Origin of the sequence: Streptomyces sp. NBC_01451, from assembly GCF_036227485.1 — a bacterium.
GTDB lineage: Bacteria > Actinomycetota > Actinomycetes > Streptomycetales > Streptomycetaceae > Streptomyces.
Map to the genome: position 1 here is coordinate 649,492 of NZ_CP109479.1, position 24,266 is coordinate 673,757.

Annotated in this window: 19 protein-coding genes; 9 read left to right on the plus strand and 10 right to left on the minus strand. The window is 72.0% G+C overall.

Going from position 1 to position 24,266, the window contains the following annotated elements:
• Positions 1-192: 192 nt before the first annotated feature.
• Positions 193-1,323: an ROK family transcriptional regulator gene (locus tag OG595_RS02885; RefSeq protein WP_329267405.1), complete on the minus strand. Its 1,131-nt coding sequence runs from the start codon at positions 1,321-1,323 to the stop codon at positions 193-195.
• 329 nt (positions 1,324-1,652) lie between these two features.
• Between OG595_RS02885 and OG595_RS02890 the strand changes: the two genes are divergently transcribed.
• The 5 genes from OG595_RS02890 (at position 1,653) to OG595_RS02910 (ending at position 8,294) form a co-directional block, all read left to right on the plus strand.
• Complete coding sequence (locus tag OG595_RS02890) at positions 1,653-2,561, plus strand: N-acetylglucosamine kinase (RefSeq protein ID WP_329267411.1); 909 nt, start codon at positions 1,653-1,655, stop codon at positions 2,559-2,561.
• A 216-nt stretch (positions 2,562-2,777) separates the two neighbouring features.
• Positions 2,778-4,754 (plus strand): phosphatase PAP2 family protein, encoded by a 1,977-nt coding sequence (locus OG595_RS02895; RefSeq protein ID WP_329267413.1) that lies wholly within the window; start codon positions 2,778-2,780, stop codon positions 4,752-4,754.
• 98 nt (positions 4,755-4,852) lie between these two features.
• On the plus strand, positions 4,853-6,619 hold the full coding sequence (locus tag OG595_RS02900) for a phospholipid carrier-dependent glycosyltransferase (RefSeq protein WP_329267415.1): 1,767 nt from the start codon (positions 4,853-4,855) through the stop codon (positions 6,617-6,619).
• Positions 6,620-6,666: 47 nt separating this feature from the next.
• Positions 6,667-7,590, plus strand: coding sequence for a MurR/RpiR family transcriptional regulator (locus OG595_RS02905; RefSeq protein ID WP_329267417.1), 924 nt, complete (start codon positions 6,667-6,669; stop codon positions 7,588-7,590).
• A gap of 314 nt (positions 7,591-7,904) precedes the next feature.
• Positions 7,905-8,294: a hypothetical protein gene (locus OG595_RS02910; RefSeq protein WP_329267419.1), complete on the plus strand. Its 390-nt coding sequence runs from the start codon at positions 7,905-7,907 to the stop codon at positions 8,292-8,294.
• A gap of 50 nt (positions 8,295-8,344) precedes the next feature.
• Here OG595_RS02910 and OG595_RS02915 read toward each other — a convergent pair whose 3' ends face one another.
• Positions 8,345-9,046: a peptidoglycan-binding domain-containing protein gene (locus tag OG595_RS02915; RefSeq protein ID WP_329267421.1), complete on the minus strand. Its 702-nt coding sequence runs from the start codon at positions 9,044-9,046 to the stop codon at positions 8,345-8,347.
• 105 nt (positions 9,047-9,151) lie between these two features.
• A complete protein-coding gene (locus OG595_RS02920) occupies positions 9,152-10,234 on the minus strand; it encodes a LuxR C-terminal-related transcriptional regulator (protein WP_329282599.1) in 1,083 nt (360 codons plus the stop codon).
• A gap of 334 nt (positions 10,235-10,568) precedes the next feature.
• On the opposite strand from OG595_RS02920, the gene OG595_RS02925 reads away from it, so the two are divergent.
• From OG595_RS02925 to OG595_RS02940, 4 genes are all read left to right on the plus strand, one after another.
• Complete coding sequence (locus OG595_RS02925) at positions 10,569-11,603, plus strand: sugar ABC transporter substrate-binding protein (RefSeq protein ID WP_329267422.1); 1,035 nt, start codon at positions 10,569-10,571, stop codon at positions 11,601-11,603.
• Positions 11,604-11,612: 9 nt separating this feature from the next.
• Complete coding sequence (locus OG595_RS02930; protein ID WP_329267425.1) at positions 11,613-13,328, plus strand: sugar ABC transporter ATP-binding protein; 1,716 nt, start codon at positions 11,613-11,615, stop codon at positions 13,326-13,328.
• The gene (locus OG595_RS02935; RefSeq protein ID WP_329267428.1) at positions 13,325-14,317 is read left to right on the plus strand and encodes an ABC transporter permease; all 993 of its coding nucleotides are present in this window, start codon (positions 13,325-13,327) and stop codon (positions 14,315-14,317) included. The genes OG595_RS02930 and OG595_RS02935 overlap by 4 nt, the downstream gene beginning before the upstream one ends.
• Before the next feature lie 130 nt (positions 14,318-14,447).
• Positions 14,448-16,148 carry an amidohydrolase gene (locus tag OG595_RS02940; protein ID WP_329267431.1) on the plus strand — a complete coding sequence of 567 codons (1,701 nt, stop codon included), beginning with the start codon at positions 14,448-14,450 and terminating at the stop codon, positions 16,146-16,148.
• Between the two features lie 141 nt (positions 16,149-16,289).
• On the opposite strand, the gene OG595_RS02945 is transcribed toward OG595_RS02940, so the two are convergent.
• The 7 genes from OG595_RS02945 to OG595_RS02975 form a co-directional block, all read right to left on the minus strand.
• Entirely contained in the window at positions 16,290-17,012 is a 723-nt protein-coding gene (locus OG595_RS02945; RefSeq protein ID WP_329267433.1) for a gamma-glutamyl-gamma-aminobutyrate hydrolase family protein, read from the minus strand.
• The gene (locus OG595_RS02950; protein WP_329267434.1) at positions 17,009-18,499 is read right to left on the minus strand and encodes an aldehyde dehydrogenase; all 1,491 of its coding nucleotides are present in this window, start codon (positions 18,497-18,499) and stop codon (positions 17,009-17,011) included. Before OG595_RS02950 ends, OG595_RS02945 begins: the two co-directional genes overlap by 4 nt.
• Positions 18,500-18,601: 102 nt before the next feature.
• Positions 18,602-20,062 (minus strand): APC family permease, encoded by a 1,461-nt coding sequence (locus tag OG595_RS02955; RefSeq protein WP_329267436.1) that lies wholly within the window; start codon positions 20,060-20,062, stop codon positions 18,602-18,604.
• Positions 20,063-20,266: 204 nt separating this feature from the next.
• Positions 20,267-20,875 carry a TetR/AcrR family transcriptional regulator gene (locus tag OG595_RS02960; protein ID WP_329267437.1) on the minus strand — a complete coding sequence of 203 codons (609 nt, stop codon included), beginning with the start codon at positions 20,873-20,875 and terminating at the stop codon, positions 20,267-20,269.
• Between the two features lie 44 nt (positions 20,876-20,919).
• A complete protein-coding gene (locus OG595_RS02965; RefSeq protein ID WP_329267439.1) occupies positions 20,920-21,765 on the minus strand; it encodes a fumarylacetoacetate hydrolase family protein in 846 nt (281 codons plus the stop codon).
• Between the two features lies 1 nt (position 21,766).
• Positions 21,767-22,687 (minus strand): 3,4-dihydroxyphenylacetate 2,3-dioxygenase, encoded by a 921-nt coding sequence (locus OG595_RS02970; protein WP_329267440.1) that lies wholly within the window; start codon positions 22,685-22,687, stop codon positions 21,767-21,769.
• Positions 22,680-24,146, minus strand: coding sequence for an aldehyde dehydrogenase (locus OG595_RS02975; RefSeq protein ID WP_329267441.1), 1,467 nt, complete (start codon positions 24,144-24,146; stop codon positions 22,680-22,682). Before OG595_RS02975 ends, OG595_RS02970 begins: the two co-directional genes overlap by 8 nt.
• Between the last annotated feature and the right edge of the window lie 120 nt (positions 24,147-24,266).

Here is a 24,266-nt window from a genome sequence, read left to right on the forward strand (position 1 = left end):
CGGGGGCGCAGCCTCGCCCGGCCGCGTCGTCCACGCGGGGCGGGATCCCCGGCCGTTCTGGCCGTCACCGCACGGGCACGCCCTCGTGCGGTTGCCGTACGTCGAGTACGGGCGGGAGGCTCGCCCCAAGCCGGCGTCCCGGCCGACTTAGAAAGCGCTTGTCCGGACATTGGCAGACCGAGTCCGAAACCGTCAATCCTTCTTCCCCGCCGCCTCGGTCACGGTTTGGACTCCTCTCGCGACGGCGAGCCGCGCCGCGCCCACCACGGTGCCGAGATCACCCACCTGGCTGCTGACCACTTCGGTGGGCCAGCTCAGCCGCTCCAGCTCCGCCCGGACACCGGGCAGGAGCTGCGGAAACGCGCCGGTGCTGCCGCCCAGGACGAGCAGCCCGGGGTCCAGTACGGCGGTCACCGCGGCGGCCAGCCGGCCCACGTCCACCGCGTGCCGGTCGACGATCGCGCGGGCCGCGGCGGCGCCCTGTCCCGCCAGCAGGAACAGCCGTTCGGCGGTACGGGGGCACGAACCGTCGGATTCCGGCCACGCCTCGGCGGCCCGGCGCAGCAGGGAGCGGGCGCCGATGTACTCCTCCAGGGCCTCCTGCCGGGGCTCCACGTGGTCGTCCCAGGGGTAGGGCAGCCGGGCGAGCTCTCCGGCGGCCCCGTTGGCCCCGGGCAGCACCTGGCCCCCCACCACGATGCCGAGACCGATACCGACACCGATCCGCAGATAGCCGAAGGTGTGCCGGCCGCGCGCCGCGCCCTCGTGCAGCTCGGCGAGCGCGGCGCAGTTGACGTTGTTCTCCAGGTGGACGGGCACCCCGGGCGGCAGCGCCACGGCCACCGCGTCGAAGACGGGTCCCGCCTTGGCGGTCGCCGGACGCGCGGTGCCCTCCTCGGCGCGCGCGGTGACGTCACCGACGGCCACGACGATGGTGCGCAGCGGAGCGTCGGGAGGGAGCGCGGACAGCGCTTCGCGCACCACGTCGGCGGGCTCCTCGCGGGAGCCGGTGGCCTCGGCGAGCAGGGTGCCGTCCAGGGCGCAGCCGCGCACCCGGGTCAGGGCGGGGCCGAGGTCGACGGCGAGTACCGAGCCGGCGGCGGGGCCGAGTCCGTATACGGCGGCGGAACGGCCGGTACCGCCGGAGGCGACGCCCGAGTGGGCGGCGAGCCCGGCGCTCTCCAGCTCCACCACGGCGGAGGACACGGTCGGCTTCGACAGGCCGGCCAGACTCGCGAGCTGCGGCCGGGTGGCCGTGCCCGCCCCGGCCAGCACGGCGAACACCGCGCTCGCGCTCTCGGTCAGGCGGGGGGCCTTCGCCACGTCGTGTTCCACAGTCTCCCCAAGGTCGAAGGCCGCGCTCCCCCGTCGGCTCGATGTCGTGGGATGCGGCGATGGGACGCCCTGGTATGGCGGTTTCCCGCCGCGTTCCGGCCCGGTCGGGCCACCGCCGCGGTCGAGTCCGCGATACCTCTTGACACGCACTGTACTTCGTTAGTTAACTTCCTAACGAATGTCACGGTACTCGCCTGCCGTGCCCGCTCAGAGGCCCGTCCCGGGGCTTCCCTAGCTCTTCTGTACATCAGGTTTTCCCTGTTCCAGGCACGGTTCGCCCACCGTCGCAGCCACAGCGCAACGACGAAAGAGGATCCGTGCAGGACTCCCCCTTCCCGCGCCCGCTCGTCGTGGGCATCGACGTGGGCGGCACCAAGACGCACCTGCGCGCCTGCGCCGGGGACGATCCGGTCGCCGACCACGTGCGTTCGAGCAGCGGCTGGCGGCCACACGACCCGGTGGCCGCCGCCGACCGGCTGTGCGCCCTGATCGACGAGGCGCTGCCCTCGGGCGACCGTCCCTCCTCGGTGGCCGTCGGCGCCCACGCCTGTGAGACGCCCCGGCAGTGCGAGGAGATCCGCTCCCTCCTTCAGGCACGTCTCGGTGTGCCGTGTCTGGTCGTCGGCGACGCCGAACTGCTGGTCCCCGCGGCCGGACTGGACAAGGGTGTCGGGCTGGTCGCCGGCACCGGCTCGGTGGCCGTGGGACGGCGCGCCGACGGCACTCTCGTACAGGTCGGCGGCTGGGGCGCGGTGCTCGGTGACGAAGGAGGGGCCGCCGGTCTCGTGCGCGAGGCGGCGCGGGCCGTCTGGGCCGCCCATGACCGGGGCGAGGCGCCCGACCGGCTCGCCGAGGGGCTCATCTCCGCGTTCGGGGTGAGTGAAGTCCCCGCGCTGGGCGCGGCGTTGGAGAGCGCCACGGATGTCTCAGCGGAGTGGGGACGACACGCTCCCGTGGTGTTCGAGGCCGCCGCGAGCGGTTCCCTGATCGCCGGTGAGGTGATCGCCGAGGGAGGCCGTTCGCTCGCCTCGCTCGTGGTGCGGCTCGCCGGACGCGGGGTCCCCGTTGACGACGTGGTGGTCTCCGGCGGTACGGTGCTCGCCCAACCCGCCCTGCACGACGCGCTGTTGGCGTCACTTGCCATACTCGTCCCCGGCGCCCGGCTGTGGCCGTTGCGGGTGCCGCCGGTCGAAGGGGCCGTGGCACTGGCTCGTTCACTCGCATGACAGTTCGTGGCCGTCTCACGGTCGCCGGATCATGGGCATCGATACATGCTCCGGCCGTAGATCTTCGCTCGTACTCCTCGTACTGTGCACTTCCCCCTCCAGAAACACACAACACGCAGGCCTCATAAACCTCATGTGCCCCATGCGCATCTGAGGCACCGCTGTCCGCACGTCGTCACCCGGCCGCAGGGCCGAAGAACTCAAGAGAGGCATCGCATGCCGTCAGCAGCCGGGCACCACGCCACCCCGTCGGCCCGTGGCCGTGAACTCGCGGTCGACAGACGCGGGTTCCTCCGTACCTCCCTCGGCGCGTCGGCCGGTATCCTCGCCGCGCCGACCGCGGTCAGCTGGCTGACCGCGGCCGACGCGAAGGCCGCCACCACGCCTCTCGCGGTGACGGCCGAGACAAACACCGCCGCCACTCCTCTGCCGTTCGTCGACGACTACAGCACGAACATCGTCGCCAACTCGACGCCCGAGACCAACGCGGTCGTCCGCGCCCTGGAGGGCTTCGCGAAGGTGTGGAAGACCGGCGACGCCTGGAACACGGGCACGCCGCTGCAGCCCGCGGTCCTGCGCGCCAACGTGCGGTACAGCATCCAGCTCACGGGGCTGCGCACGGAGGCCCAGGCGCGGGAGGCGTTCGTCTACGACCGGCAGCACCAGAGCTACGCCATGATCAACGGCCTCGGCCCGCTGGCGGAGTTGTACCGTTCTGGCGCCAAGGCGGTCACCTCGATCACCTCGGCCCCGCACAGCATCCCGGCGGCGAAGATCAGCGACGCCGTCCCGGCCGACGCGCCCGCGGGCTCCGCCCTGGGCGCCGGCTCGTACGACTCGGACCTCGGCCTGGTGGCCAAGCTCGTCGACACCGTGCGCGGCGACTTCACCTCCAGCAACCCCGCCAAGTTCAGCTACCAGTACCCGCGGCCGTGGCGGATGAACGAGGACAGCCAGGTCGTCGACACCGGACAGGTCGACGGACTCGGCTACCCGGTCTACGACTCCGACGTCGTCGTCGTGACGCAGCTGCTGCGGCAGCGCAGCGACGCCCCGGCCGAGGACGGCGGTTTCCCCAGCGGCCACACCAACGCCTTCCACCTGGCGGCCCTGGCGTACGCGTACGCGGTCCCGGAGCGCTTCCAGGAGATCGTGACCCGCGCCTTCGAGCTGAGCCACACCCGGATCATGTCCGGCATGCACTCCACGGTCGACGTCATCGGCGGCCGGATCATGGCCACCGCGCTGGCCGCCGCCGTGCTGTACAAGCCGGAGAACACCGCGCTCAAGGCCGCCGCTCGCAAGCAGGCCGCCGAGTACTTCCAGGCCAAGACGGGCACGACCGCCGACACGCTGTTCGCGTACGCGCACTCCGACGCAGGCGACAAGTACGCCGACCGGGCCGCGAACCTCGCCCTGGTCACGCCCAAACTGACGTACGTCCTGAACCGGCAGGGCCGCTCGACGCCGCTGACCGTGCCGAAGGGCGCCGAGGTGCTGCTGGAGACGCGGCTTCCCTACCTGACGGCCGACCAGCGCCGGGCGGTGCTGCGCTCGACCGCGCTGCCCTCCGGGTACGTCCTGCTCGACGGGTTCGAGCAGTGGGGGCGCCTCAACCTGTTCGCCGCGGCGGACGGTTACGGCTCCTTCGAGTCCGACGTGACCGTCACGCTCGACGCGGCTGCCCACGGCCTCGGTGCGGCCGACGCCTGGCGCAACGACATCGACGGCCGGGGCCGGCTGACGAAGACCGGCACCGGCAAGCTCACGCTGACCGGCCGGAACACCTACACCGGCGGGACGGTCCTCAAGGCCGGCACGCTGGTCTCGGCCTCGCCCCAGGCGCTGGGCCGCGGCGACGTCCGTGTGCAGGCCGGGACCCTGCGGGTGACCGAGCAGGTGCAGCTGCACGGCGCGTACGTCCAGGACGCGGGAACGCTGGCGGTCACGCTGAGCAAGGACCGTCACAAGGCGGCCGTGACGGTCGCCCGACAGGTGCAACTGGGGAAGAACGGCGTCCTGTCGCTGACCCTCGACGCCAAGAACCCGCCGGCCGTGGGCAGCGTCGTCCCCGTCATAGGCGCTTCGGCGTTCCATGGCCGCTTCGCCCGTGTCGTGGTGAACTCGGACAAGATCCGCGCCGTAACCGTCTACACGGCAAAGGGCTTGTCGGTACGACTCCTGAAGCGGTAACGCACGCCGCGGGGCGGGAGCTGATGCGAGAGTAGGGCCATGGCCCGGCTCCGGATCACTCCCGCCACCGCGCGGTCGGCGTCGTCGCGGGGCGGACGATGACGCGCGATCGGTACACGCTTCTCGACCCCAGGACTCCCCCGCACGCGGGGAGCCCGCCCGGCTCCGAGGCTCCGGGGGAGGTGCTCCCCGGTGCCGCTCCCGCCGCACCGGCGACCCCGGCCGGACGCGCGCGCCCGCTCGCCCGTCTCGGACGCCATCGCCGTCTGCTGGTCCCGCTCGCCGTGGCCGTCCTGCTCCTCCAGATGGCCGTGGTGATGGTCACGACAGCGGTGGAACAGACGCCCACCATCGACGAGCCCGTGTACGTCGGCACGGCGGCCGTCTATCTCCACGAGCACAGCCTGCGTCTCAACCCCGAGCATCCGCCGCTGGGCAAGCTGCTCATCGCGGCCGGTGTGGCGGCGGCCGACCCGCACTTCGACCGGGGCTACTCCGGCGACCAGAGTCACGTGGGCCGTCATCTTCTCTACGAGTCCGGCAACGACCCCTGGCGGCTGATGCTGTGGGCCCGTCTGCCGGTGATCGCGCTGACGCTGCTCTTCGGGCTGGTGGTGTTCGCCTTCGGCCGTGAACTCTGCGGCACGGTGGGCGGGTTGGGGGCACTCACCCTGTACGCGTTCTCGCCGGACGTCATCGCGCACGGCTCGCTGGCAACCCTCGACGTACCGGCGGCCGGGTTCGTGCTGACGTCTGTGTGGCTGCTGTGGCGGGCGAGGTGGCGGCCCCGGCTGTATCTGCCGCTCGCCGGGGCGGCGCTCGGGGCGGCCGTGGCCACCAAGATGAACACCCTCGCCGCCGTCCCCGTACTGCTCCTGCTGGCCGGTCTGTCGGTGTGGAGCGCCCGGCGCACGACGGTTCCGGGAGCGCGGCTGAAGGTTCTCGTACGCGCCGTCGCAGGCGCGGCCCTGGTGGCTCTGGTCGCGGTGGCCGTCGTATGGGCGGCGTACCTGGCCGTCGATCCCCGGCTGCGCTGGACGCCGTCCGCCGGCGAGGTACCGGTCGTGCACGGACTTCGGGGGCGACTCACCGGTCTGCTGCCCTTCCCGGAGGCCTACCGCGACGGAACGCGGATGCAGTTCGGCCTGGAGAACGCGCACTGGGAGGGCTTCCTCTTCGGGCGGCACTACGCGGGTTCCCTCTGGTACTACCTGCCGGCCGCACTCCTGGTGAAGACACCGCTCGGCATGCTGGCACTGTGGGCGGCGGGCACGGTCACGGTCTTGACGGCACGTCAGCTCCGGCCCGTCGCACCCTACTTGCTGCTTCCGGCGGCGGTACTGCTGGCCGCGGCCATGGACGGGCAGCGGGACTTCGGGGTGCGGTACGCCATCTTCGTGCCGATGTTCGGAGCGGTGGCGGCTGCCGGCGTGCTCGCGCTGCGGCGGCGCTGGGTGCCGGTCGTGGCGGCGGGGCTGCTGGCGTTCGTGGCGGTCAGTTCGCTGCGGACGTTCCCGTTCTATCTGCCGTACTCCAACGAGGCGTTCGGCTCGACGGCGAAGACGCACGAACGGCTGCACGACTCCAACGTCGACTGGGGCCAGGACCTGGGGCGGCTCGCGGACCGGCTGCGGGACCGGTACACGGGTCAGCGGGTCTGGCTGGTCTACAAGGGCAGCGGTGTGCCGTCGTACTACGGCATCCACGCGTCCGATCCGCGCCGACAGCCCGAACGGAAGGTGCGCGGAGTGCTGGTGGTGTCGGACTCGTCGGTCGCCAAGGCACGGGGACCGCTCGCGCGGCTGATCCACAGCAGCCACGAGGTCGACGAGGTCGGCCACTCGATCACGATCTTCCGCCGGTGAACGGTGAGCTATGTTGAGTCGCTGTGGGAGACGAACGAGGCACATCGGTGCCATCGCCGCAGCAGGCTCGCGCCCAGGCGTCCGCGATCACCTCGGGGAAGACGGCCCCGGAGGTGGAGGCGGCGCCGGCCTCCCGGCTGCGGGAGCTGTTCGACGGGCCGCGGCTCTCCCCCGGACAGCGGCGCATCGCGCAGTACCTGATCGAGCACATCACCGAGGCCGCGTTCCTGTCGATCACGGACCTCGCGGACCGGGTGGGCGTGAGCCAGCCGTCGGTGACCCGGTTCGCGGCGGCCGTCGGCTTCAGCGGCTACCCCGCGCTGCGCGAGAGGCTCCAGGCCATCGCGCTCAGCACCCTCGCGAGCGCGCCGGGCACGGCGGAGGAGAACCGGAGCAACGAACTCCAGGCGGCCGTGGACGCCGAGATCGCGAACCTGGAGAACCTGCGGCGGGACTTCGCCGACCCCGACCGGGTGATCGAGGTCGGCCGGAGCCTGTCGCGCTCGACCCCGCTGACCGTGCTCGGCCTGCGCATCTCCGGGTCGCTGGCCGAGTACTTCGCCTACGCCGCCCGCCGTATCCATCCCGACGTACGGCTGGTGACCCGGGGCGGCAGCGTCGCCTACGACGCGCTTCTGCAGTCGCGGGAGGCCGGGGGCACCTGGGTACTGGCCTTCTCGATGCCCCGGCACGCCCAGGAGACGCTCACCGCGGTGCGGGTGGCCCGGCGGGCCGGACTGCGGGTGGCCCTGATCACCGACCTGGCCCTCGGCCCGCTGGCCGACGAGGCCGACATCACCTTCGCCACCGGCACGGGTTCCCGGCTGGTGTTCGACTCGTACGCCGGGCCCGTGGTGCTCTCGGCGGCACTGCTCCAGGCCATGACGGACGCCGACCCGGAGCGGACCCAGGGGCGCCTGGAGGAGTACGAGCAGAGCGCCGACCTGCACCAGTTCTTTCTCCGGGACTGAATCCGTCGCCTGCGCCACCAACGCCTCCTGCGTGCACGTATGGGCGTTCATCCCGTTTTGTGCATGAATTTTTTTATACTTCTTGCAAACCGGACGGCATATATAAATACTGCTCACGGATCGCGTCCCGACGGGACTCCGGGACACGTTCCACGCCTGTGCACCCGCTGCCGCCGTCTCCTACCCGCGTCGGCGCCGTGGGTGTCCGGACGGGTGTCGCCTGCGCGAACGCCCGTTGCGGCCCCGGCCATCCCCTGGGCCGGGGCCGCTGAATCCCGTCGCATCACCCTGTCGACGCCGCACTCCCGGAAGCGATGACCATGCCCCTGATGACCACGATGTCCACGCGGACCAGCCCGGACTGGCCCTGTCAGGTCAAGATCCCCGGCAGCTACGACTGGGAGCGCTCGGCGGTCAAGTGGCTTCGCGAGCTGGTGCCGACGCGCTACGCGGGCTACCCCACGCTGATCCGCCACCCCGTCCTGCTGGCCCGCCACGCGCACATCCAGGTCCAGCACGAGATCCGTGTCGCCCGCACCGCCCTCCAGACGGCCCGCGCGGATCTGCCCGGCCTCGGTCTGAGCGAGTCGGTCATCGAGCACACGATCAAGATGTACGCCGCCGAGGTGCTCCAGCTCCAGCACATCGCCCGCAGCATCCGCGCGGTCACCCAGGCCCTGGTCGACACCCACGCCGCCCGCTGAGGCCCGCCCGACTGCCAGGTCGGCCGTCCTTCCCTCCGTCACCGGTGTGTTCAGGACCCCGTGCGGGATTCCAGGTCCTTGCGCGTGTCGTCGCCGTAGACGCCCGACTCGTCGCCGCGGATGCCGTACCAGAGCTGGAAGCGGGCCACGGCCTCGGTGAGGGCCGTGTCGTAATTGCCGCTCGTGGCGCCGTGGGTGTAGACGTCCGGGATGCGCAGCAGACGTTCCTGCAGGTCGGTCACCTCCGGGCCGCTGGCCCCCTCGCGCAGGGTGCCCGGGCCGTCCGGGTCCGCCGCGACGGGCGCCGACGGAGCGGGGGCGGTGGTCGGGGGGACCGAGGGCGTCGGCCGGACCTCATCGCCCTCGGCGCTGCCCGGAAGCAGCAGCGCCGATCCGAAGCCGACCAGGGCCGCCGCGCCGACGGCGACCACGACAGCGGCCCGGCGCAGGTTCGGGCCGAATCCGAAGCCCCTGTCGTCGCGTTCCCGCCGGGCGGCCCGCCGCCGACGGGAGACGGGGGGCAACTCCTGCGTCGTGTCCTCGGCGCCGGGCGTCGGCCGGGGCGCGGGCCTGGGCCTGGGTGCGGGCCGGGGCAGGGGTACGGATTCGTAGCCCTCCGGCATTCCGGACATCGCTTCCTCGTGCTCCCGCATGAGCTGCGCCAGTGCCTCGGTGCGGCGACGGCGCACCACGCGGGTCGGCTCCAGGGGGCGGCGGCCTTCCGGCCGGCCCGGTGCGGGCGGTGTAGACACTCGGCTTCCCTTCCCAGCGTTCTCCTGCGTACGGACTTCGCACGGGGCCGTGCACGGCGATGCCACCGGCTCCGTGAAGTGATACGCGTTCAGATGCCACCGGGTTCAGTGCGACGGGCGGAGGTTGCCGGACGCCCGGCGTCCGGTACCGCCGTCGCCCAGGCCGGACCGCTCGACGAAGTGGTCCAGGTGGTCCGGGGCCGGGCGCAGCAGGCCGTCGCGGACGGCGAGGGCGGTGGCCTCTGCGCGGGAGGCGGCGCCGGTCTTGCGGAGCAGATGTTCGATGTGGCTGTGCACGGTCCGCGGGGACAGGAACAGGGCCTGCGCGATGGCCTGGTTGGTCTGCCCGGTGGCGGCCCGCGTGAGCACTTCCAGCTCGCGCGGGCTGAGCCCGTACGGCAGTTCTGTCGGCGTCTCGTGGACCAGTACCGCCTCCGCCGGACCGGTCAGCCCCGGGGCAGTGGTGTGCCGGTGCAGGGAGACGCGGTACCAGGTGCCGTCGAGTTGCCACAGCAGCCGCAGCCGTCGGCCGCCCGTCCCGGCGAAGGCGCGCAGCAGGGGACGGAACTCGTCGTCCGCCGCGACGCGGGCGTGCCCCCACCCCGGCAGGCCGACGCTGCCGCCCTCGGCGACAAGGCTCGCCGCGCCCTCGGCAGGCAGTCCGTGCAGGTCGCCGGTGTGTGCCGTCGGGTCGACCAGCGCTCCGAGCGCGGGGATGACGGAGGCGAGGAGGCGGCGGGCCTCGGTGTCGTAGGCGTCCGCGTCGCGGGTCGAGAGGTTGATCAGGCCGACGAGGCGTCCGTCGTGCCGGAGTGCCCCGGTCATCGCGTCGCGCAGGCCGGCCGGGCGGACCCGCTCGGCGTAGAACCAGCCGTGCCGGAAGCGCTGGCAGGGGTCGTCGGCGTCCTCGGAGATGGAGGGCGGCACATCCTGGCGGACGACGTTGCGGTACCAGGGGGTGTCGACGAACTCCGCGGCCATCGCCTGCGAGTTCTCGGCGGTGTAGCCGATGCCGGCGACCTGGACGTGCTCGCCGGTCAGCGGGTCGATGGACAGCAGCGTCGCCACGTCGAGGGGCAGGGCACGGCGGAGTTCCTCCAGCGCCTGGGAGCACGCCGAGACGGTGTCGCGCTCGCGCGTGAGCATGCCGATGCGGGTGGCCGCCGCGATCTGGTGGTGGCTGAGCATGCGCGCCTCCGGGAGCTGCCCGGGAGTCATCCAGCAGCAAAGTCGTTTGGCCCCTAACGCTAGGGCCGCGCCCCGTGCCGGGCAAGACGTTCGCCCCGACGTGACCGTATCGCTGCCGACCGGACCGCCGGTTCGGATCACGGTCGGAAGGTGGTCGGGAGGCGGTCAGGACGGGGCCTGGACGGAGTCGGTATTTGTACGGATGGTGCGACGGGACGCGGGGGTCTTTTCTGTTCGGCACGGCCGGTCCTCCCGACCGGCAGCCTCACGAACCTCTTGCCGCACCCCTCGCAGCCCGCCCCCCGACGGGCCCGTCCCCTGGGAGAGCACCGCCATGACCACAACCCCGTCCGCCGGTTCCGCGACCTCGCGCAGACAGTTCCTCGCCTGGTCCGGCACGGCCCTCGCCCTCGCCGCCGCCGGCTGTTCGGCACCCGGCAGCGACACGGCGTCGTCGGGGCAGAAGGCCGCCGCCGCCAAGGCGTCCGGTGAGCCCCTGACGAAGATCGGCCTGGACTACCCGTTCACCCAACTCCCGCTCTACGCCACGCTGGTGAAGCTCTCCACGGCCGCCGCGAAGAAGCACGGGGTCTCCCTGCTGACGACCAGCGACGGCAGCAGCCCCGACACCCAGGCGACCAACCTCAACACCTGGGTCGCCCGCAAGACGCCCGCGATCGTCTCGTTCCCCATGGTGTTCGAGGCCACCGAAACCATCGCCAAGGCCGCGCTGGACGCCGGCCTGATCTGGGTGACGTACGGCGGCACGCTGGAGAACCAGAGTGCCGACATCCGGTTCAGCTTCCGGGAGGGCGGCGCCCTGCTCGGCGAGGCGGCGGCCAAGTGGGCGCTGGAGAACCTCGGCGGCAAGGGCAAGATCGCCTTCCTGACCGACAGCACGATCGAACTGGGCCGCGAGCGCACCAAGGGCATGGTCGACGCCTTCACCAAACTCGCGCCGGGCGTCGACGTCGTCGCCCAGGAACAGGCCATCGACCCGGACACGGGCCTGACCAGGACCAAGGCCATCCTGGCCAAGCACCCCGACCTCAATCTGGTCCTCGGTGTCACGGACGCGTCCGCGTACGGCGGGTACAAGGCGCTGGAGCAGACGGGTCGGGCGAAGGACGACGCGAAGACGTTCGTCGGCGGGCAGGACGGGGCGGCGCCCTCGCTCATCGCGATCAAGCAGGGCACCTTCTACCGCGCCTCGGCCGCGCTCGCCCCGCAGGACATCGCGAACGCCATCGTGGACGTGCCGCTCGCGGTCGCCGCGGGCAAGGCCGACCCCGGCGTGGAGGTACCGATCACGCTCGTCGGCCCCCGGGACACGGCGAAGATCGACGCGCTGCTCGCCCAGAACGGCTAGGGGGCCGTCATGACGGAGGTGAGTCTCCGGATCCGCGGACTGACCAAGTCCTTCGGCGGGGTCCGGGCCCTGGACGGCGTGGACCTGACCGTGCCGATGGGACAGGTCCACGCCCTGCTCGGGCACAACGGCGCCGGCAAGTCCACGCTCATCAAGTGCCTGGGCGGGGCCTACCCGCCGGACGCGGGCACGATCGAGGTCGGCGGGCGGGCGTACGAGCGGCTGAGCCCGCGCGAGTCGATCGCGGCGGGTGTGGCGATCATCTTCCAGACGCTGAGCGTGGTCGACGCGCTCACCGTCTCCGAGAACATCTTCCTCGGCCAGGAGTGGACGCGGTACGGCCGGATCGACCGCCGCGCCCAGGAAGAGGTCGCCGCCGGACTCCTGGAACGCGTGGCGGCGACCTGCTCACCACGCGACCGGGTGGGCGAACTCCCCATGGGGCAGCGCCAGTTGGTCGAGATCGCCAAGGCGCTCAGCCGCAGCGCCTCCGTCCTGGTCCTCGACGAGCCGACCGCCGCCCTGTCCACCGCCGAGAGCGACGCCCTGGCCGAACGGGTCGAGGATTTGCGCACCCAGGGACTGGCCATCGTCTACGTCACCCACCTGCTGGCGGAGGTCGAGCGCCTCGCCGACGCGGTGACCGTCCTGCGGGACGGCCTGGTCGCCCATCACGCGGTGGGGGCGGGACAGCGCCGACGGGACCTGGTCGCCGCCATCGCCGGACGACCGGCCGAGCCTCCCGCCCGGACTGGTGACGGGACCCACGCCGAGACCCGTGTCGAGACGAGACCGATCGGCGCCGGGTCCCCCAGTCACCGTCCCCGCACCGACACCGACACCACACCCCGCGTCGCGGCCTCCCCCGCCGGTTCAGCGGCGCGGGGTGTGGGCTCCTCCTCCGGCGGCCTGGTCCTGGAGGGCCTGCGCGGCCCCGGTTTCGGACCCGTCACCCTCACCGTGGGCAGCGGTGAACGCGTCGGGCTGTACGGCCTCATCGGTTCCGGCCGTACGCGCGTCCTGGAGACCCTGTACGGCAGGCGCCGCGCATCCGGCGGCACCGTGCGGGTCGGTGACCGAACCGTCGCCGCCGCCCGGCCCGGCGACGCGCTGGCCGCCGGGATCGCCCTCGTTCCGGCGGACCGGCGCAGACAGGGGCTGTTCCCGACGCTGGGTGCCCGGGACAACGCGCTGCTTCCGGCGGTGCGCCCGCTGTCCCGGTACGGCGTACGGGCTCTCGGCGCCGAACGGCGGGTGTTCGACGCGCTGGCCAGTGAGGTGGGTCTGCGACCGGCGCGGCCCCGGCTGCCGGCGTCCTCGTTCTCCGGCGGCAACCAGCAGAAGCTGGTCCTCGGCCGGTGGATCAACGACACCCGGGACATCCGCGTGCTGCTCCTCGACGAGCCGACCCAGGGCGTCGACGTGGGCGCCCGGCAGGAGATCTACCGGGTCGTGCGCTCCCTCGCCGACGACCGGGGCACGGCCGTGCTGTTCGCGTCCAGCGACCCGGAGGAGATCGTCGCCCTCGCCGACCGCTGTCTGGTCGTCGCCGGGGGCCGGGTCGTCGGCGAACTGTCCGGAGCCGGGCTCACGGAGGAGGCCCTGCTGTCGGCCGTGCACGACGCCTCCGGCCCCTTCTCCCCCTCCGAAGAATCCGATGGATCCGACATCCCGGACGGCGCGTCCGCACGTCAGCGGTCCGTCCCCGCCGAAGGAGCAGTATGACCACCGCCGACTCCGTCCTCGTGCGCCCGCGCGCCCTCGCCGCGGGCGGTCTCGGTACCGTGCGACGGCATCCGCTGATCCTGGTCCTGGCCGTGATGGTGCTGGTGTTCCAGGTGTCGACGGGGAGTTTCCTCGACCCGGCCAATCTGCGCGGCATCGCCACCGACGCGGCCACCCTCGCCATCGTCGCCGTTCCCCTTGCCCTGTTGGTGATCAGCGGGTATCTCGATCTGTCCGTCGGTTCGACGCTCGCCCTGGGCGGACTGGTCGCGGGCCGACTGGCCGGGCAGGGGCAGTCTCCGGTCGTCGCCGTGCTGGGCGGGCTGGCCGCCGGGGCGGTGGTCGGGGCGGTGAACGGCGTGCTGTGCTGCTACTTCGGGCTGTCGGCGTTCATCGTGACGCTGGGCATGCTGACCGCCGTACGCGGGTTCGCGCAGCAGCTCTTCCCGCTGCCGCTCAGCGGGTTCGGCGCCGGGTTCGCGTGGCTCGGCGGGTCGCGGATCGCGGGGATCGCGGCGCCGGTCGTCATCGCCGCGTTCGTGCTGGTCGCGGGCGCCCTGTTCCTGGCGTTCACGCCGGCCGGGCGGCATGTCTTCGCGATCGGCGTCAACCGGGAGGCCGCGTATCTGTCCGGTATCAGCATCCGGCGTACGCCCTTCGCGCTCTTCGTCGTCACCGGGGTGGCCGCCGCGCTGGCCGGGGCGATCAAGGCGTCGGTGCTGGACAGCGCGGTCGCCGGTACTTCGGGGGCCGGGTTCGAACTGACGGTGCTGACGGCCGTACTGCTGGGCGGGGTCGCGCTGACCGGCGGTTCGGGATCGGTTCTCGGGGTGCTGCTCGGCGTGCTGTTCCTCGGCAGCCTGCAGAACGGGCTGACACTGCTCGACGTGCCCACCTTCTGGCAGCAGATGGCCCAGGGGACCGCGCTGGTGGCGGGCGCCGCGCTCGCCCACTTCGCGCCCCGGTCGGCCGGGTCGTCGGCCCGGTGAACCCTTCCGCCGACCAGTCGACCGTGAACACGGTCAACACCAGCCGGGCCGCCAACACCATCAACACCGTGAACCCTGTGAACCCTGCGAACTCCGTGAACTCCGTGAACTCCGTGAAAGAGGTTTCCGCGTGAGCGACAACGCTCCCACCCTGATCCTGACCGGCGGTCAGGTCCTCACCGTCGACGGGGACTTCACCGTGGCGGAAGGCGTCGCCGTGCGCGGTCGGGACATCGTCGCCGTCGGGACCGACGCCGAGATGCGCGCCCTCGCCGGCCCGGACACCCGCGTCGTCGAACTGGGCGGGCGTACGGTTCTGCCCGGCATCAACGACTCGCATCTGCACGGGGCCGCGTACGGGATGACGAAGCCGCCCTTCGCCCTCGACGTCGGCCATCCCACGGTCGGGTCGATCGCCGACATCGTCGGTGTCGTCGAGCGGGCGGTGCGGGAGGCGCGGGACGGCGAGTGGGTGGTCGGGCTCGGCTGGGACCCCGGGTATCTGGCGGAGTGTCTCGCCGATCCGCGGCGGCTTCCGCACCGCGCGGACCTGGACGCTGTCGCACCGGACCACCCCGTGTGTCTGACCGACTTCTCCTCGCACATGGCGTGGCTCAACAGTGCGGCGCTGCGTGCGTGCGGGATCGACGCGGACAGCGCGGCGCCGGGCGGCGGCGTGATCGACCTCGGCCTCGACGGGCAGCCCACCGGCATCCTGCGCGAGGCCGCCCAGGGGCTCGTGCAGGCCGGCCTCCCCTCCCCCACCGTCGCCGAGCGGCGCCGGGCCATCCAGGCGGTGGTCCGTGAGCTGCACTCGCGCGGGATCACCAGTTACACCGAGCCGGGGCTCGGGCCGGGCGGCGCCGGGACCTTCTTCGGCGGGCTGAGCACCGACAACTGGACGGCGTACGCCGAGCTCGCCGAGGAAGGTGCACTGGAGGCGCGCGTCAGCGTGCTGCTGCTGCCCGCGCCCATGGGCGGTTCCGCCGACGACGTGCGCAAGGGGCTGGCGGAGCTGCGCCGGCCGGAGTCGGCCGATCCCCGGCTGCTCAACGCCATCGGCGTCAAGATCTTCGCCGACGGGGTGCCGCCGAACCGTACGGCCTGGATGAACGAGCCGTATCCCGAGGGCGGCCACGGCGCGCTGTGCGTGCACGGGGCCACGCCCGCGCTCCAGGTGGACGAGCTGCGCGAGATGATCCGGGTCGCGCACGAGGCCGGTTTCCAGCTCGGTGTGCACGTCACGGGGGACCGGGCGATCGACACCGTCGTCGACGCGTTCGTCGACGCCGAGACCGCCGCGCCCCGCGCCGACGCCCGCCACTACGTCATCCACGGCGACTTCATCGGCCCGGACAGCCTGGCGAAACTGGCGGCGCACGGGTACGGGGTCAACATGAACCCCGCCATCAAGTGGACCATCTCCGACCTGATGGACGAGGTCGTGGGACCCGTGCGGTCGGCGTACCAGTGGCCGGTGCGGTCGGCGGTCGAGGCCGGGGTGCGGGTGTGCGCGAGTTCCGACGCGCCGATCACCAGGCCGGACTGGCGGCAGGGAGTGGCCGCGATGCTGCTGCGCGAGTCGAAGGCCAGCGGCCGGCCCAGCGGTCCGGAGCAGTGCGTCACGCTCGCCGAGGCGCTGCGCGCCTACACGGCCACCCCGGCCTGGCAGGACTTCGCCGACGGCTGGAAGGGCACGATCGAGCCGGGCAGGGTCGCGGACCTGTGCGTGCTGGACCGGCCGCTGCTGGACATCGACCCGCACGACATCACCGAGGTCGAGGTGGATCTCACGGTGTTCGACGGACGGGTGGTCTTCGAGCGGGGCTGAGCACTCCGCGGGCCGGACGGTTCCCTGCCCGCCGGCCGGTGAGGGTCTGTCGCGCCCACTCGGCGGAGCAGCACATCGATGGAGCCCCGCGCCCTGAAAGGGGCGCGGGGCTCCATCGATGTGCTCGCGTCCGAAGGCCGGCTACCGGGCCGCTTCCACCAACGCGTCGAACAGGGCCTGCTGGGCCGGGTCCTCGTGCGCGGTGTCCTCGGGGTGCCACTGAACGGCAGCGAACCAGCCCCGGGTGTAAGGGAGTTCGAGCGCCTCGACCGTGCCGTCCGCCGCTGTCGCGGTGACCTCCAGGCCGGTGCCCGGGCGGTCGACGCGCTGGTGGTGGTAGCAGGACACCTCCGCCTTCTCGGCACCGATCACCCGTGCCAGCAGGGAGTCCTGACGGATCGTCACCGGCTGGACGACGTGCCGGTGTTCGCGGTCCGGTCCGCCCATGTCCTGGTGCAGGGTGCCACCCAGAGCGACGTTGACCACCTGGAGGCCGCGGCAGATCACGAGCAGCGGGACGCCCGACTCCAGTGTGCTGCGGGCGACCTGGAGGTCGAAGGTGTCCTGGAGGTCGTCGACGTCGTAGACCGTGTCGTGGGTGTCGGCGGCGCCGTAGCGGTGCGGGGCGAGGTCGCCGCCGCCGGGGAGCAGGACACCGTCGAAGCGGGCGAGGCGGGCGGCGACCTCGGTGTCGGCGCAGTCCGCGGGGTGGATCGTCGCCGGTTCACCGCCCGCCCGCCAGACGGCCTCGATCAGGGCGCGGGCGTTGACCTCGGCGGCGTGGCGCAGCGCGGACGTGGAGGCGGCGAAGCGGGCCGGGATCGCGATGAGCGGCCTCGATAGCCTCGTCGCCCGCGTCGTCACAGCTGGATCCAGGTGGTCTTGAGCTCGGTGTACTTCTCCAGGGCGTGCGCGGACTTGTCGCGGCCGTTGCCGGACTGCTTCATGCCGCCGAAGGGGACGGTCAGGTCGCCCTCCTCGTAGCAGTTGACCCAGACCGTGCCTGCCTTCAGGGCCCGCGAGACCTGGTGGGCGGTGGTCAGGTCCGAGGTCCACAGACCGGCGGCGAGGCCGTACTCGGTGGCGTTGGCCAGCCGTACCGCCTCGTCCACGTCGTCGAAGGTGAGGACGGACAGGACGGGGCCGAAGATCTCCTCGCGGGCCAGGCGGCTGCCGGGCCCGACCCGGTCGAAGACGGTCGGTTCCAGATAGGTGCCGCCCGTGGTCTCCAGGACGCGGGTACCGCCCGTACGCAGCCGGGCGCCCTCCTCCCCGCCCGTGGCGATGTGGTCGAGTACGCGGCCCAGGTGGGCCTCCCCGACCAGTGCGCCCATCTCCGTGGCGGGGTCGAGGGGGTCACCGACGCGCAGTTCGCGTGCCCGGCGGACGATGGCCTCGGTGACCTGCTCGGCGACGGAGGAGTGGACCAGGAGCCGGGAGGGTGCGGTGCACATCTCGCCCTGGTTGAAGAAGATGCCCCAGGCGGCGGTGGCGGCGGCCTTCTCCAGGTCGGGGGCGTCGGGAAGGACGATGTTGGGCGACTTGCCGCCCAGCTCCAGCCAGACGCGCTTGAGGTTGGAGTCGGCCGCGTAGTGCAGGAAGTGGCGTCCGACGGCGGTGGAGCCGGTGAACGCCAGTACGTCGACGTCGGGGTGGAGTCCGAGTGCTCGTCCGGCACCCGGGCCGTCACCGGCGACGACGTTGAGGACGCCCGGCGGCAGCCCGGCCTCGGTGCCGAGCCTGCCGAGGTGGAGGGCGGACAGCGGGGAGTTCTCCGAGGGCTTGAGGACGACCGTGCAACCGGCGGCGAGCGCCGGGGCGACCTTCCAACCGGCGAGCGTGAGCGGGAAGTTCCAGGGGACGACCGCGCCGACGACGCCGGCCGGCTCGCGGGTGACGAGGGCGAGTGCGTCGGGCGCGGTGTGCGGGGACTCGTCGGTGAGTTTGTCGGCCAGCTGCCCGTACCAGCGGAAGGTGGTGATGGCGGCACGCAGTTCGATGTCGTGCGCGTCCGTGATCGGCTTGCCCATCTCCAGGGTCACCGTCAGGGCGAGCGACTCGCGCTGCTCTTCGAGGAGTTCGGCGAGCCGCAGCAGCACCCGGCCCCGTTCGGCGGGCGCGAGGCGCGGCCAGGGGCCGGTGTCGAAGGCCCGGCGGGCGGCGGCGACGGCGGCGTCCACCTCGGCGGGGCCGCCGTCGGCGACCTCGGTCAGCACCTGGCCGTCGCGCGGCGAGACGACGGCGAAGGTGGCACCGCCGCCGGGTTCGTCCCGGCCGTCGATGTGGTGTGCGCCGGGCACCACCGGCGCCTTGGCTCGGCGGAGCCACTCGTCGTGGGTGACAGGCGGCATGCGGGCCTCCAGAGACAGATGGATGTGCGGGGAATGGGCGAGGACACGGGTGAAGGCCCCCGGAGCGGCGGGTGCCGCTCCGGAGGCGGGCGCGCGGCCGGGTCAGGCGTCGCCGGCCGTCGCGCGGGGGCGGGTCAGCCGGGCGGTGACGAGACCGAGGGCCATGACGGCCGGGACGGTCAGCTCCAGCCACAGGGCGGTGTCGCTGTCGCCGCCGATGAGGGTGGTGAAGTTGTCGAGGATCAGCCAGACGGCGCCCGCGACGGCGACCGTGGCCAGGGCGGGCGCGATCAGCGTGTTCCAGAGCCGTGTGTCGAGGCGCTCGCGGCGGAAGAAGACGACCACGGACACCGAGGTCAGCAGGTACAGGAGCATCATCCCGAGGACGGCGACACCGCTGAACCAGGAGAAGAGCGTCAGCACGGGGTCCTTGCCGGTGAAGGCGAACGGCACCACCAGGACCACCGCGACGGCCGTCTGCACACACCCCGCCACCCAGGGCGAACGGCGGCTGTTGAGCGTGCAGAGGCGGCCGGGGAGCAGTCCGTCGCGGCCCAGTGAGAAGAGATAGCGGTTGGCCGAGTTGTGGAAGGTGAGGAGGCCGGCGAAGAGGGAGGTGGCCAGCAGGACCGGCAGGACGTCGTTGACCCAGTTGCCGAACTCGGCGGCGATCGGGGCGAAGACGAACGCCGTCGAGTCACCGCTCTCCAGCGCCTGGCCCGCCGCCGCGACGGCCTTCGAGGCGCCGTGTGCGGAGACCAGCATCCAGGACGTCAGGGCGAAGAAGCCGACGACCACGACGATCGCCAGATAGGTGGCCCGCGGGACGGTCTTCTTCGGTTCGCGCGCCTCCTCGCCGTAGATCGCGGTGGCCTCGAAGCCGAACATGGACGCGAGGGCGAACATCACGGCCACGCCCGGCGCGCCCTGGGTCACCGCGCTCGGTGAGAAGGTCTCGGAGATCCCCAGACCTTCCGGGCCGCCGCCCTTGAAGAGCGTGACCAGGCTGAAGACCAGCAGGATGCTGAACTCCGCGAGGACGAAGACCGCGAGCAGTCTGGCGCCCATGTCGATGCCGGTGGCGCCGAGCAGTTGCACGAGGGCCATCGTGGCCAGCGACCACACCCACCACGGGAGGTCGAGTCCCGTGTGCGCGCTGACCAGTCCGTTGACGATGGCGCCGTACAGCCCGTACATGGCGGCCTGGATGGCGCAGTACGCGAAGAGCGCCACGCCCGCGCTGCCGGCGCCGGCGGTCCGCCCGAGGCCCTTGCCGATGTACGTGTAGAAGGCGCCCGCGTCGACGACGTGCCGGCCCATGGTGACGAAGCCGACGGCGAAGAGCAGGGTCACCACCCCGACGAGGACGTACGCGCCGGCCGTGCCGGGACCGTTGCCGATCGCCACGGAGATGGGGACCGACCCGGCGATGCCGGTGAGCGGCGCCTGGGCGGACAGGACGAGGAAGAGGATGCCCAGTACGCCGAGCGCGTTGGGCTTGAGCTTGCCTGCGGTGGATGCGTCCCGCGCGGTCTGCTCTGGGGAGACCGTCTGACTGTCCACTCGGATCACCTGCCAGGGAAAGAGGGGTAATCGTTTCAGGCCAAACGAGTTGCCTCATGGTGGGGTGGAACTATCCGTTTGGCAAGGGGTTCGGCGCGGAGATTCGGGCACCGACGGGATTTATTGCACGACCGTGATGCACGAAGGTGATGCGCGAAGGTGATCCATGACCGTGATCCACGGCCGTGATCGGCCCGAGACGGCTCAGGCCTCGCGGGAGCGGTCGGCGGCCAGGATACGAAGGACGTCGCGCAGCTCGTCGAGCGCGTCCTCGATGATCTCGCGCTCGCCGAACACGAGCTGGTGGAGGACCAGCCCCTCCAGCGTGGCGAAGACCATGCGGGACAGGCCCTCGCCGACCGGCCCCGGCAGCAGCTGGGAGAGCTCGCGCCGGGTGGCCTCGAAGTACTCGCCTTCGTACAGGGCCCGCAGGTGGGTGAGCAGCTCGGGCCTGCGGCGGGACTCCAGCAGCAGTTCGTACTGGAAGGCCTGGAGGTCGGGGCCGCTCTCCACCATCTCCGTCAGACCGGCCGAGAAGTCGGCCGCCCTGCCCGTACCGGTTTCGAGGTCGCTGCTGGTCAGGGAGGAGCGGATGGCGTGGGTGAGGGCTTCCTCGATCAGCGCGTCGCGCGAGCCGAAGTGGTGCACGACGAGCCCGTGGGTGACCCCCGCCTCCTCGGCGACAGCCCGGTACGTGAGCTTGCGGAGCCCGCCGCGGGCCACCACACGTACGGCGGCGTTCAGCAGGGCCTCGCGGCCGGCTCCGTAGGTCACGCGCTTGCGGCGGCGGCGCGGGGCGGCGGGCTCGGTCATGCCCGCGACCCTACCCGTGGCCGTGACCCTGCCCGTGATCACGGTCAACGCCGTGGCGCCCGGATGCCGCGGAACTCCCAGTCGCCGCCGAGCGCGGTGGACAGGACCTCCTCGGACTCGGTGGGCTGCGCGCCGACGTCGGTGCGGATCGGGGCCGGTCCGGTGACGATGTGGTTGGTGAGCCGACCGAGCCCCTCGACCTCGACCTCGACGACGTCGCCGGGCCGGACGGGCCGGGAGTTGGCGGGCGTACCGGAGAGCAGTACGTCGCCCGGGTAGAGGGTGATGGTGCGGGCGATGTCGGCGACGAGGTAGTGCATGTCCCACTCCATCTCGTCCGTCGAACCGTCCTGCGCGATCTCCCCGTTGACGTACGTCCGCAGGTACTTGCCGTGGAAGTCCCAGTCGGTGACCAGGCCGGGGCCGAGCGGGCAGAGCGTGTCGGAGCCCTTGACGCGGAGCATCGAGCCGGCGTCGGTGTCACGGAAGTCGTGCAGTCCGTAGTCGTTGGCGACGGTGTACCCGGCGATGTACTCCCCCGCCTCGGCCTGCGAGATGTTCCGCGCGGTCCTGCCGATGACGATGGCGACCTCACCCTCGTAGTTGAGCCACTTGCAGCCCTCCGGGCGGACGACGGCGCCCCGGTGGGAGTTGAGGGAGGAGGTCGGCTTGTGGAAGTAGGTGGGCGTGGGGGTGAGCCGGATCTGGAACTCGTCGACGCGGCTGCGGTGGTTGAGGTGCACGGCGACGACCTTGGAAGGCACGACGGGAGGCAGGTGCCGTGCCTCCTCGGTCTTGACCCGGCGGCCGTCCCCGGCGACGAGTTCGTCACCGTCGACGGTGACCTGGACGGTGGCGCCGTCGAGGAGGATGCGGCGGTATTCGGGCATGTCAGCGCTCCTGTACGGGGGTTCGGGGGGCGGTCCAGCCGGCGGCGGGGCGGTCGAACCACAGGTGGACCTGGCCGGTGCCGACGGAGTTCTCGTACTCGCCGTACTGGCGGGCGGGTGCGGTGCAGGCCTGCTCGCCGAGGGCGCCGGCCAGCATCAGGTAGTGGAAGAACTTCGCCTCGGGTTTGTACTTCCAGAACTCCGGCATGGTGTCGAGGACCTTGTCGTGGCGGCCCTCCTTGAACCAGGCGATGCGCTCCTCGTCGGCGGCGCGGGCCTCCGGCGTGAAGATGTGCGACGGGTCGCTGGCCTCGTGGTCGCGGATCTGGCGCAGCGGCCAGAAGGTGTGCGAGAGGGCACCGGAAGCGATGACGAGCACCCGGCGTCCCGGAGTGGCGGCGATACCGTCGGCGAGCGCCCGCCCCAGCCGCAGATGGTCCTCCATGTCACCGGTCTGGCAGACCCCGATGGTCACCCACCGCTTGTCCGGCAGGCCCTCGCCGAGGAACTTCCACAGATTGATCGTGGCGTAGTACACCGGCAGGTGGTCGTCGTCGATCGGCGTGATCCAGGTGCCGTGCTTGTCGGCGAACTGGGCGATGTTGTGGGCGAGTTCCGGGTCCCCCGGATAGTCGTACGGCATCCGGCACATACCGCGCGGCAGTTCCTCGGAGGTGAAGAGGCCGGCCCTGCGGTGCTGGGCACCGACGACGAACTCCACGGTGGTCGCCCAGTGCGAGTCGAGGACGACGACCGTGTCGTACTCGCCCGCGGCGTCGTTGTCGAAGACGTCCTCGCGGAGCTGGTGCAGGCCGGTGACGAGGGTGATCTCCCTGCCCTCGTTCAGTTCCAGCCGGTCCGCCTCGGGCAGGACGATGGTGGGCACGTGGGCGAGCAGGCCCGCCCCGACGATCTCACCCATGGTTGTTCCATCCGTTCGGCGCGGTGACGGTGTTCTTGACGTCGCAGTAGAAGTCGAAGCTCCAGGTCCCGCCCTCGCGGCCGACCCCGGAGAGACGGGAGCCGCCGAAGGGCGCCTGGAGGTCGCGTACGAAGAAGCAGTTGACCCAGATCGTGCCCGCGACGAGCCGTGCGGTGACGCGTTCGGCGCGCTCGGGGTCGCCGGTGGCGAGGGTGGCCGCGAGCCCGAACCGGGTGTCGTTGGCCAGCCGGACGGCTTCGTCCTCGTCGGCGAAGGTCTGGAGGGTCAGGACCGGCCCGAAGACCTCTTCCTGGACGATCTCCGAGTCCTGGGCGACATCGGTGAGCAGGGTGGGCGCGTAGTACTGGCCGTCTCCGTCCGTGCGGTGCCCGCCGATCACCGCCCGTGCCCCGGCGGCGAGGGCCCGTTGCACGAACCCGTCGATCTTCTCCAGCTGACGGGGATGGATGTTCGGGCCCAGGTCGGTGGCTTCGTCGCGTGGGTCACCCTGCGTCAACCGCGTTGCTCTGTCGGTGAATCGCCGGATGAACTCGTCGGCGATCGACTCCTCGACGAGGATGCGGGTCGCGGCCAGACATACCTGCCCGGCGTTGTCGTACTGCTCCACGGCCAGGTCGACGGCCAGTTCGAGGTCGGCGTCGGCGAAGACCAACAGCGGTGATTTCCCGCCGAGTTCGAGGCTGAGCGGGGTGAGGTTCGCGGCGGCCGAGGCGGCGATGTGCCTGGCGGTGGGCACGGACCCGGTGAAGCTGATCCGCCGTACGTCCGGGTGCGAGGTGAGCGCGTCGCCGATCTCGGAGCCGTATCCCTGGACGACGTTCAGGACGCCGGCGGGCAGTCCCGCCTCGGCGGCGATGTCGGCCAGCAGGGAGGCGGTGAGCGGCGACCACTCGGCGGGCTTGAGGATCACCGTGTTGCCGGCGGCGAGCGCCGGGGCGACCTTCCAGGTGGCCAGCATCAGCGGCGCGTTCCACGGGGTGATCAGGACGCTCGGGCCCGCCGGGTCCCACGAGACGTGGTTCGTGTGGCCCCGGGTCTCGAAGTCCTCGTGGTCCAGCTTCAGCAACCAGTCGGCGAAGAAACGGAAGTTGTGCGCGACCCGGGGCATCACACCCCGGCGGTGCGAGCGGAGGAGGGCGCCGTTGTCGTTGGTCTCGACGATCGCCAGCTCCTCGATCCGCTTCTCGACACCGTCGGCGATGGCGTGCAGGACGCGGGCCCGTCCGGTGCGCGAGGTCGCGGCCCAGGCGGGGAAGGCGGCCTTGGCGGCGGCGACGGCAGCGGCGGCCTCCGCGGGACCGCCGCGGGCGATCTCACCGAGGGCACGGCCGTCGATGGGCGAGGTGTCGGTGAAGGTGGTGGCGGACGCGACGCGTTCACCACCGATCCAGTGCCGGGTGTCGACACCGACTCCGGCGACAACAATCTTGTCAGGCATAAGAACGGCTCCAATGAAGGGAAGTTGGGGTGATCAGCCTGCTTTGAGGGGGGCGGGGCTGCGACATTCGCGGCTCCGCCGCGTGGGCGCGAACAACCACGGCGCACCCCGCACCCGCCC